This window comes from Brevundimonas sp. (genome assembly GCF_035561115.1).
In the GTDB taxonomy this organism is placed as follows: Bacteria; Pseudomonadota; Alphaproteobacteria; order Caulobacterales; family Caulobacteraceae; genus Brevundimonas.
On record NZ_DATMYH010000067.1, the window covers coordinates 20,909 to 30,530 of the forward strand.

Annotated in this window: 8 protein-coding genes; 6 read left to right on the forward strand and 2 right to left on the reverse strand. The window is 68.1% G+C overall.

Features of this window, described 5'->3' with window-relative positions; genetic code table 11:
* Positions 1 to 85 precede the first annotated feature (85 nt).
* On the forward strand, positions 86 to 2,419 hold the full coding sequence (locus VN378_RS08790) for a glycoside hydrolase family 127 protein (protein WP_325742959.1): 2,334 nt from the start codon (positions 86 to 88) through the stop codon (positions 2,417 to 2,419).
* Positions 2,420 to 2,444: 25 nt separating this feature from the next.
* Here VN378_RS08790 and VN378_RS08795 read toward each other — a convergent pair whose 3' ends face one another.
* Together VN378_RS08795 and VN378_RS08800 are read right to left on the reverse strand one after the other, a co-directional pair.
* A complete protein-coding gene (locus VN378_RS08795) occupies positions 2,445 to 3,488 on the reverse strand; it encodes a LacI family DNA-binding transcriptional regulator (RefSeq protein WP_325742961.1) in 1,044 nt (347 codons plus the stop codon).
* 62 nt (positions 3,489 to 3,550) lie between these two features.
* Positions 3,551 to 4,936, reverse strand: a complete 1,386-nt coding sequence (locus VN378_RS08800; RefSeq protein WP_325742963.1) for a pectate lyase — start codon at positions 4,934 to 4,936, stop codon at positions 3,551 to 3,553.
* 128 nt (positions 4,937 to 5,064) lie between these two features.
* Between VN378_RS08800 and VN378_RS08805 the strand changes: the two genes are divergently transcribed.
* From VN378_RS08805 to VN378_RS08825, 5 genes are all read left to right on the forward strand, one after another.
* The gene (locus VN378_RS08805; protein WP_325742965.1) at positions 5,065 to 5,877 is read left to right on the forward strand and encodes a 2-keto-4-pentenoate hydratase; all 813 of its coding nucleotides are present in this window, start codon (positions 5,065 to 5,067) and stop codon (positions 5,875 to 5,877) included.
* Positions 5,874 to 6,869 carry a TRAP transporter substrate-binding protein gene (locus VN378_RS08810; protein WP_325742967.1) on the forward strand — a complete coding sequence of 332 codons (996 nt, stop codon included), beginning with the start codon at positions 5,874 to 5,876 and terminating at the stop codon, positions 6,867 to 6,869. The genes VN378_RS08805 and VN378_RS08810 overlap by 4 nt, the downstream gene beginning before the upstream one ends.
* 39 nt (positions 6,870 to 6,908) lie before the next feature.
* Complete coding sequence (locus tag VN378_RS08815) at positions 6,909 to 7,433, forward strand: TRAP transporter small permease (protein ID WP_325742969.1); 525 nt, start codon at positions 6,909 to 6,911, stop codon at positions 7,431 to 7,433.
* A 3-nt stretch (positions 7,434 to 7,436) separates the two neighbouring features.
* Positions 7,437 to 8,717: a TRAP transporter large permease gene (locus VN378_RS08820; RefSeq protein ID WP_325742971.1), complete on the forward strand. Its 1,281-nt coding sequence runs from the start codon at positions 7,437 to 7,439 to the stop codon at positions 8,715 to 8,717.
* Positions 8,718 to 8,840: 123 nt separating this feature from the next.
* Positions 8,841 to 9,622 (forward strand): hydantoinase/oxoprolinase N-terminal domain-containing protein (locus VN378_RS08825; protein ID WP_325742973.1); only part of this gene is annotated, 782 nt, incomplete at its 3' end.

Genomic DNA, 9,622 nt, shown 5'->3' on the forward strand with positions numbered 1-9,622 from the left:
GCGGCGCCCCCGCTTCCGCCTCACGTCGGTTAGCGCTACCATTTTCAGGGAGCTGCGCCGGATCGCGGCGTCGGAGCTGATCGCGATGCCAGGATACGACCGCCGCCAGATCCTGTGCTCGGCGGCCGGGGCGGCCCTGCTCGCCTCGCTCCCGCCGGCGGCGGCCGGATCGGGCGAACGGGCGACCGCCCTGTCCTCCCGGTTCGTGACCCTGAAGCCGTCGATCTTCGCGGAGGCCCAGGCAGCCAACCAGGCCTGGCTGGCGTCGCTGTCGCCAGACCGCCTGCTGCACAATTTCCACAAGGCGGCGGGCCTGGAACCCAAGGCGTCGAAATACGGCGGCTGGGAGAGTCAAAGCATCGCCGGCCATACGCTCGGCCACTATCTGACCGCGTGCGCCCTGCTGGTGGAGAACACCGGCGACGCGACGCTGAGGGAACGGCTGCGCTATACCGTGACTGAACTCGCCCGCATCCAGGCCGCCCACGGCGACGGCTATATCGGCGGAGCGACGCTCTGGGGACAGACCGACGCGGTCGATGGCAAACAAGTGTACGAGCGGCTTCGAAGGGGTGACATAGAGGTCAACCCCTTCACCCTGAACGGCGGCTGGGTGCCGCTCTACGTCTGGCACAAGGTGCACGCCGGCCTCCTCGACGCCCATTCGCGCGCCGGCGTCCCCGGAGCGCTCGAGACCGCCACGCGCATGGCGGAGTACCTCGCCGGCATCCTCGACGTCCTCACCGACGATCAGGTTCAGCAGGTCCTGATCGCCGAGCATGGCGGCCTCAACGACGCCTTCGCCGGGAACTACGCACTGACCGGAAACCGGCGCTGGCTGGACGTCGCCGGGCGGCTGCGTCATCGCGCGGTCCTCGATCCCCTGGCGGAGGGCCGGGACGAACTCGCGGGTCTGCACGCCAACACCCAGATTCCGAAGGTTCTGGGGCTGGCGCGCCTTCATGAGCTCACGGGGGATGAGGCCGAGGCCCGGACGGCCCGCTTCTTCCACGAGACGGTGGTGCGACGGCACAGCTATGTCATCGGGGGCAACTCCGATCGGGAGCATTTCACGCCGCCGGACATGATCTCTCGCCATGTGTCCGAGACCACCTGCGAGGCGTGCAACACCTACAACATGCTCAAGCTGACCCGCCATCTCTACGGCTGGAAACCGGAAGCGGCGCTGTTCGACTACTACGAACGGGCGCTGCTCAATCACATCATGGCCCACCAGCGGCCGGCCGACGGCCGTTTCGTCTATTTCATGCCCCTGTCCGCCGGCGTGCGGCGCAGCTATTCGACGGCCGAGGACAGCTTCTGGTGCTGTGTCGGATCCGGAATGGAGAGCCATGCCAAACATGCGGACTCCATCTACTGGCGCAGCCGGCAGACCCTTTTCGTCAATCTCTTCATTCCCTCGACGCTGTCGCTGCCGGACGAGGGCCTTCAGCTTGATCTGGACACGGCCTATCCGGCCGACGGCCTCGTCAGCCTTACGGTGACGAAGGCGCCGTCCGGGCCCATTGAGCTGGCTCTCAGGTTGCCGGCATGGGCGACGGCCGCCGAACTGACGCTCAACGGACGCGCCGTCGCGGTCGATCGGGAGGAGGGCTACGCGAGGCTTCAGAGGCGCTGGGCGGACGGGGACCGGATCGAACTGGCGCTGGATCTGCCGTTGAGGTTCGAGCCGACGCCGGACGATCCAAACCTCGGCGCCTACCTCAGCGGCCCCCTGGTGCTCGCCGCCGACCTGGGGCCCGCGGATCAACCGTTCGAGGCGTTCGCGCCGGCGCTGGTGACGCAAGGGAATCCGACCGGCCTGCTTCAGGCCGAGGCTGGCCGACCTCATCACTTCCTTGTCCGCTCGGCCGGGGCCACGGGAACGGGACTGGCTCCGTTCTTCCCGCTCCATGACCGCCGCACCGCCGTCTACATGCCGGTCTTCACCCCCGCGCGGTGGGAGGCGGAGCGGGCCAGCTATCTGCAACGGGAGGCGCGTCGGGTCGATCTGGCCCGACGCACCGTGGACACCGTCTTCTTCGGCGAGCAGCAGCCCGAGGTCGATCACAACGTGTCGGCCGATCGCGCCGAGATCATCCAGCTGAACGGCCGGAGCGGCCGCCGCATCCGGGAGAACGGCTTTGTGGAGGCCCGCCTGTCGCGCAGCAGCGGGCCCGCGAGATTGCGCCTCGTCTATTGGGGAGGCGATGCGGGACAACGTTGCCGCGTTTCCGTGGACAGCGACGTCATCGGCGAAGTGGTCTGGGGGCCGGAGTCCGCGGACGGATTCCACTGGCGCGAGCTGGACTTGCCCGACAGGGCCGGCGACCCGAAAATACGGCTCGAAGGCAGTGGCGGCGAGCTGGTCGTCTACGAGGCCGCCGTCGTGCGTCCGCCGGCCGCGCCATCCGAATGACAACGCCGCGGAAGACAGGCCGCTCCTACCGCCCCGGCGCCGCCGTCGAATCCCGCACGACCAGCGAGGGATCGACTTCGGGCTGGATCAGGGTCGCCGGATCCAGTCCGCGGCTTCGGGCCGTCAGCTTCTCGGCCGCCATCCGGCCCATGTCCCGGATCGGCAGGCGCACGGTCGTCAGGTTGGGCCAGACCCGCGAGGCCATGGGCAGGTCGTCAAAACCGACAATGGAGAGGTCTTCCGGCACCTTCAGTCCGGCGTCCCGAGCGGCCTTCATGACCCCGATGGCCATTTCGTCGTTGCCCGCGAAGATGGCCGTCGGCCGCTGCGGCAGGGCCAGCAATTCCGTCGCCGCCTCGACGCCGGATTCGAAGGTATAGGCCCCGCGCCTCACATACGCCGGGTCCAGTGTCAGGCCATGTTCGGCCAGCCCCTCGGCGAACCCCCGGCCCCGCTCGTGCGACGAACGGAAACTGTCGGGTCCCGAGATGAAGGCGATCCGGCGGTGGCCGAGTTCGGCGAGATGGCGCGCCGCCCGCGCCGCGCCGCGGCTGTCATGCGTCACGACCATGCGCGCCGGTTCATCCAGCGAAACCGAGGCGATGCGGACATAAGGACAGTCGGCCTCGCGCAGGATAGCGACCACCCGGTCGTCTTCCGACACGGATGGCGGCATCACCACGCCAAACAGCTTTTGCCGCACGATGAACGCGCGGACCTCATTCAGAAAGGTCTCTGATCCGCGGTTGCAGGGGTGGACCAGTAGTTCGAGGCCCGAACCCCGGACAGCGTCCAGCACGCCCTGCTGCATGTTGACGACATAGTTCGGGCTGGGGTTGTCGTAGATCATCCCGACCAGGAAGGAGCGCCGGAACGCAAGGCCGCGCGCCTGCGGATCGGGGCTGTAGCCATGTTCGGCGATCACCGCCTCGACCCGTTTGCGGGTATCCTCCTTGACGAAGGGCGAGTTGTTGATGACCCGCGAGACGGTCTTCTTCGACACTTCGGCCAGCCGGGCGATGTCGTTGATGGTGGCGGGCTTGCCCGAGGGGCGTTTCGGTTCGCTCACGCGCAGACGTCTTTCGATGGTTCAGGCCGTGTCTAACCCTCAATGCGGGTTCTGTCAGCGGCTCAGGTTCCGCGTCGGGTCGCCGGTCGGTCCAGCACATCGTCGCGCAGGGGCGTCATGAATCTCAGATCCCAGTCGTCGGGATTGAACGGCCTGCGGGTCGCCTCGACCACCGGCGGATAGCCGCCGACCTCGCGCTCGTGGTCGATGATCTCCCCGCGGCCCTCGGCGACCTCGGCGATCAGCAGCACGTCGCGCATGTCCCGGTCCCACGGCCGGGCCCCGACATTGGCCAACACCGCGCGCTGAACGTCCAGGGCGGGCATGGGAGTCAGCCCATCCCACCACACCGGCGGGCGACGCATTTCGATGATTCGGGCGGGCGAGGTGGTGTAGCGGCCGAACATCCGGATCGGCTCTCCGACCTGATCAACCGCGATGTTGTCGCGGCCATAATATTCCACATCGCCCGCCCCGCCGATCATCATGAAGGCCAGACGGTCAGTCGGGGTGGACGGCCCGGCGCGCAGGACATTGCCCACCACGGTCATCTTCCCGACCTCGAACGGAACGCTGCCCCACTCCTCCGGCGCGAGGTTGTAGTGGATGGCGCGCGGGCCCGGATCGTAGATCAGATTGTTGGCGATGACCCCGTGGACCCCGCCCTTGAACAGCGGGGAGCGCTCATAGTTGTGGGCGTACAGATTGCCGACGATCAGGAGGTCGGTGACGTTGTCGTGGATCAGCGAGCCCTTGGAATGCTCGCCCTTGGAATGGGTCGAATAGGCCAGGCTTTCGCCGTTCAGATTGTTCGAGAAGGTGATGGCGTGGCTGGTGCCCTGCCGCCATTCGGCCGGCGTCGACCCCGTAAAGCGCGGACCCGAGGCCGAGAGATTCTCGTCGGTCGCCCAGGTCAGGCTGCAGTGGTCGATGATGACATTGTACGCGCCGACTGTGGAAATACCGTCCTCGTCCCAGCCGCTCATCCACTCGCCGCCGGCTGAGCCGGGGCGGATGCGGATGTGCTGCACGACGACATCGTGGGCGGTGATGTCCATGCCGCCGCGGATCAGGGTGACGCCCGGGGACGGGGCTGTCTGGCCGGCGATGGTGATGAAGGGGTTCTGCAGCCTCAGCGTCTTCCTGCCCAGGTCGATGACGCCCCCGACCTCGAACACCACGATGCGCGGGCCATCGGCCTCGATCGCCGCGCGCAGCGATCCCGGGCCTTCGCTGTTCAGATTGGTGACGCGAAGGATCTGGCCGCCGCGTCCGCCCGGTGTCGCCGCGGCCCAGCCGAGGGCTCCGGGGAAGGCGGGCAGGGCCGCCGTCATCGCGCCATCTGTCGCGGGGACCTGCGCCCCTGCCGTCCCGAACGGGAGGACCAGCGCCGCCAGCAGGGCGACGAAAGAGGCGATAAGGCGAGAGTGGCGGGGGAGCCGGGTCATGTTTCCATCCTGTCGCACGGTCGCTGTCGCCACGACCTTGAGCTATAGCGCCGCCGCACGGGCAACGCCGGATTCAAATTGACACCGGTTTCCTTCCTGCGCAATGTCTTCGTCAAACGGGAGGCGGCGTGAGCCACGCATACGACAAAACCAACCCGCCGCCGACCGCGCGCGCCTTCGTCGAGGCGCGCCGCGCCGGACGTTTCCTGTCGCCCTACCCCGGTCCTGTCCCGGCCACCCTGGCCGAGGCCTACGACATCCAGGATGAGGCGATCGCCGCCTGGCCGGACCGGATCGCGGGCTGGAAACTGGGACGGATCAGGTCGCCGCTGGATCAGCAATATGGCGCGGGCCGGCTCGCCGGTCCGATCTTTTCCCGCAATGTCTGGCAGGCCGGCGCCGAGCCGACCCGCTTCCCTGTCATCGACGGCGGCTTCGCGGCGGTCGAGGCGGAGTATGTCGTCGCCCTGGGTGAAACCGCGCCGGACCGCGGCGACTGGACGGCGGAGTCGGTCGCGCCCCTGGTCGGCCGGGTGCTCACGGGCGTGGAGATCGCGGGCAGCCCGTTCCCCGGCATCAATGACCATGGCCCGGCCGTTACGGCCTCCGACTTCGGCAACAACGCCGGTCTGATTCTGGGCGAGGAAATCTCCGGCTGGCGCGACCGCCTCCCGGACCTGATCTGCACGGTCGCCATCGACGGTGAGCCGGTCGGCAGGGGCGGTGCGGGCGACATTCCCGGCGGCCCCCTGGATTCGCTCGCCTTCCTGCTGAACCTGCTTCACGCACGCGGCCGCCGGCTGGAGGCGGGGCAACTGATCTCGACAGGTGCGGCGACCGGAGTGCACGATATCCACATCGGCCAGTCCGCCGTGGCCGATTTCGGCCCCGACGGGCGGATCGCCTGCCGGGCCGTCGCCGCGACGGGAGCCGTCTCATGAGCCTCACACGCCGCGCACTGGGTCTGACGCTGGGCGCCGGCGCCCTGGGCCTCTCCGCGTGCGGACCGCGCCCGGCGTCGGGCGGTCGGACTGTCTTGCGCGCCGTCGACGTACATCCGGCCGACTATCCGACCGTAACCGCCGTCAAATGGATGGGCGAGGAGCTGTCGCGGCTGACGGACGGCCGGCTTGCGATCACCCAGTTCCCGGCCGGCCAACTGGGCACCGAGGACGATTCGATCGGCCTGACCCGCTTCCAGGCCATCGACATCTGCCGCGTGGCCGTCGCCGCCCTGAACAACGCCTTCCCCGAGACCCGACTTCTGGCCCTGCCCTATGTCTTCCGCTCGGTGCCGCATGTTCGCGCCGTCGTCGACGGCGATATCGGCACCGAACTGCTGAATGTGTTCGAGGGCCGCGGCCTAGTCGGTCTTGCCTATTACGACGCCGCTCCGCGCAGCTTCTACAACGTCCGCCACCCGGTTTCCGAACCCGGCGAGATGCGCGGTCTGAAGATGCGCGCGCCGCAGTCCGACATCTTCCTCGACTCGATCCGGGCCATGGGCGCCAACCCGACCCCCCTGACGTTCGGAGCCGTTTTCTCCTCGCTCCAGACCCATCTGATCGACGGGGCCGAGAACAACTGGCCCAGCTATCAGTCCAGCCGTCAGTTCGAGGTCGCCCGCTACTGGAGCGAGACGGAACATTCCTTCTCGCCCGACGCCCTGCTGATGTCGAAGACCAGCTTCGACCGGCTGACGCCAGCCGACCGCGAACTCGTGCGCGACGTCGCTCGCCGTTCGGTCCAGATCATGCGCGTTGAGTGGGACAGGCGGGAAGCCGAGGCCCGCGCCGCCGTCATCGCCGCGGGGGTGCAGGTGACACAGGCCGACAAGGCCGCCTTCGCTTCGACTGTCCAGCCGGTGCTGGACAAATATCTGGCCGAGCCGCGATTGCGCGCGCTCCACGAACGTATCGCAGCGGTCGCCTGAACGGCCGCGCAACCGAACGGCGCTCAGGGAGGGCGTTGCATGTCTGAACCCCGCAAAGGGATCGTCCGCGCACTGGACGGCCTGACCGGCGCCGTCATGGCCGCCGCCGGCGTCGCCCTGGTGCTCATGGCCCTGATCCAGGCCTGGCAGGTCTTCGCCCGCTATGTGCTCAACGACAGTCCAGGCTGGACCGAACCCCTGGCCCTGCTGTTGATGAGCTTCGCCGTCATGTTCGGAGCTTCGGTCGCGGTGCGGCGCGAGACCCATTTCGCCTTCGAGACCCTGCTTCACGCCATGCCCTCGCGCGGCCAGTGGCTGATGAAATCGGTGTCGCGGGTGATCGCCGCCGCCTCGGGCGCCGGACTGATGACACTGGGGGGCCAGTTGATGGTGGATGACTGGTCCGTCGCCATGGCCGGGGCGCCCCTGCCGTCGGGTCTGAAGTTCGCCGGACTGTGCGTGGGCGGGGCCCTGATCCTGCTGTTCTCGATCGAGCGGCTGCTGACCGGCGACTACACGCCGCCGACGGCGCCTTCCGACAGCCCCTCCGAAGCCGAGGCCTGAAGTATGGAATACGTCATCCTCTTCGGCCTGATGGCTGTTCTGCTCGCGATCGGCGTGCCGGTCGCCTTCTCCCTTCTGGCCGCCACCCTGGCCACCGTCCTCTATCTGGCCCTGCCCCCGATCGTGGTGTTCCAGCAGATGGGGTCCGACATCACGTCAGTGGCCCTGCTGGCCATCCCGCTGTTTATCTTCACCGGCGAGCTGATGATGAAGGGGGGGCTGTCCGACCGGATGATCGCCCTTGCCTCATCCATGGTGGGCCATGTGCGCGGGGGCCTGGGCCAGGTCACCGTCGTAGGTTCGACCCTGTTTGGCGGCGTCTCTGGCAGCGCCATCGCAGATGTCTCGGCCATCGGCGGGACCATGATCCCGCAGATGCAGAAGCGGGGCTATGACTCCGACTATGCGGTCAATGTCACCATTTCAGCGGCGCTGGTGGCGCTGCTGGTGCCGCCGTCTCACAACATGATCCTGTACTCGGCCTCGGCCGGGGGCGGCGTTTCCATCTCGGATCTGTTCGCGGCCGGCGTCATTCCCGCCCTGCTGCTGGCCGCGACCCTGATGGTCACCGCCTATGTGGTGGCCCGCAAGCGCGGATACGCGGCCGAAGCCTTTCCGGGCTGGCGCGCCGTGGCTACCCGGCTGGTCGCGGCCGTGCCGGGCCTGCTTCTGGTGGGCATCATTTTCGGCGGCATCCGGGCCGGCATATTCACCGCGGTGGAAAGCGCCTCGATCGCCGTGGTCTATGCGACCGTGGTGACGGGCCTGGTCTATCGCCACATGAGCTGGTCCGCCTTCAAGGCCGCCTGCCTCGGGGCCGCGCGCACCTCGGGAGCCGTCCTGTTCATCATCGGCTGCGCCGGCGCCTTCGGCTGGCTGATGGCCTATATGCAGGCGCCGGTGATGATGGTCAGCCTGCTGCAGACCCTGACCGACAACCCCATCCTGATCCTGCTGCTGATCAACGTCATCCTGCTGATCCTCGGCACCTTCATGGACATGGCGCCGCTGATCATCATCTGCACGCCCATCTTCCTGCCGGTGGCCAAGGCTTTCGGCGTCGATCCCGTCCAGTTCGGCGTCATCCTGCTGCTGAACTGCGGCATCGGCCTGATCACCCCGCCGGTGGGGTCCGTGCTCTTCGTCGGCAGCGCCATCGCGGGCGTGCCGATGACGCGGGCGCTGAAGACCATCTGGCCGTTCTGGCTGGCCTGCGCCGGGGTTTTGATGCTTGTCACATTCGTGCCCGCCCTGTCGCTCTGGCTTCCGGCGGTCCTGAAATAGGTCGACGGCGGGCCCGCCCTCGCGCCTCACGCCGGTAGGAAAGTTGTCGTTGGACGGACAGCGGTCGCACCGGCTATCTGCATAAATCCAACCCTTGCCGGGACAGCCCGCCGGAGCGACCCCATGAGCGCGCCCTCGATCTTCGCTCGCCACGGCTGGCGCTTCTGGATCGACCGCGGCGGCACCTTCACCGATATCGTCGCCCGTGCGCCGGACGGCCGGCTGGAAACCCGCAAGCTGCTGTCCGACAATCCGGAGCAATATGCGGACGCCGCGGTCGAGGGCGTGCGCCGCATCCTGGGCGCCGCGCCGGGGCCGTTGCCGGAGGGCCGCGTCGACGCCATCCGCATGGGCACCACGGTGGCGACCAACGCCCTGCTGGAACGCAAGGGTGAACCGACGCTGCTGGCGATTACCCGCGGCTTCGGCGACGCGTTGCGGATCGGCTGGCAGAGCCGCCCCGACATCTTCGCCCGCCGCATCATCCTCAATGAACAGCTCTACGATCGGGTCGTCGAAATCGGCGAACGCGTCCGCGCCGATGGAACGGTCGAACAGACGCTGGACGAGGACCGGGCCCGCGCCGACCTGGCCGCGGCGCATGCGGCGGGCTTGCGCGCCGTCGCCATCGTTCTGGTGCATGGCTGGCGCTTCACCGGCCATGAGACGCGCCTGGCGGAGATCGCCCGCGAGGTCGGTTTCGAACAGGTCTCGGTCAGTCATGAGGTCGGGGCCCTGATCAAGCTGATCGGACGCGGCGACACCACCGTGGCCGACGCCTACCTGTCGCCGATCCTGCGCGCCTACGTCGACCGTGTGGGCGCCGATCTGGGCGAGGCCACCCCGCTGCTGTTCATGCAGTCCAGCGGCGGCCTGACAGCGGCCGGGGCCTTCCGGGGCAAGGA

Coding starts and splice junctions, on each gene's coding strand:
- VN378_RS08810 (WP_325742967.1), top strand. CDS start 5,874: ATGAGCCTCACACGCCGCGCACTGGGTCTGACGCTGGGCGCCGGCGCC.
- VN378_RS08815 (WP_325742969.1), top strand. CDS start 6,909: ATGTCTGAACCCCGCAAAGGGATCGTCCGCGCACTGGACGGCCTGACC.
- VN378_RS08800 (WP_325742963.1), bottom strand. CDS start 4,936: ATGACCCGGCTCCCCCGCCACTCTCGCCTTATCGCCTCTTTCGTCGCC.
- VN378_RS08790 (WP_325742959.1), top strand. CDS start 86: ATGCCAGGATACGACCGCCGCCAGATCCTGTGCTCGGCGGCCGGGGCG.
- VN378_RS08820 (WP_325742971.1), top strand. CDS start 7,437: ATGGAATACGTCATCCTCTTCGGCCTGATGGCTGTTCTGCTCGCGATC.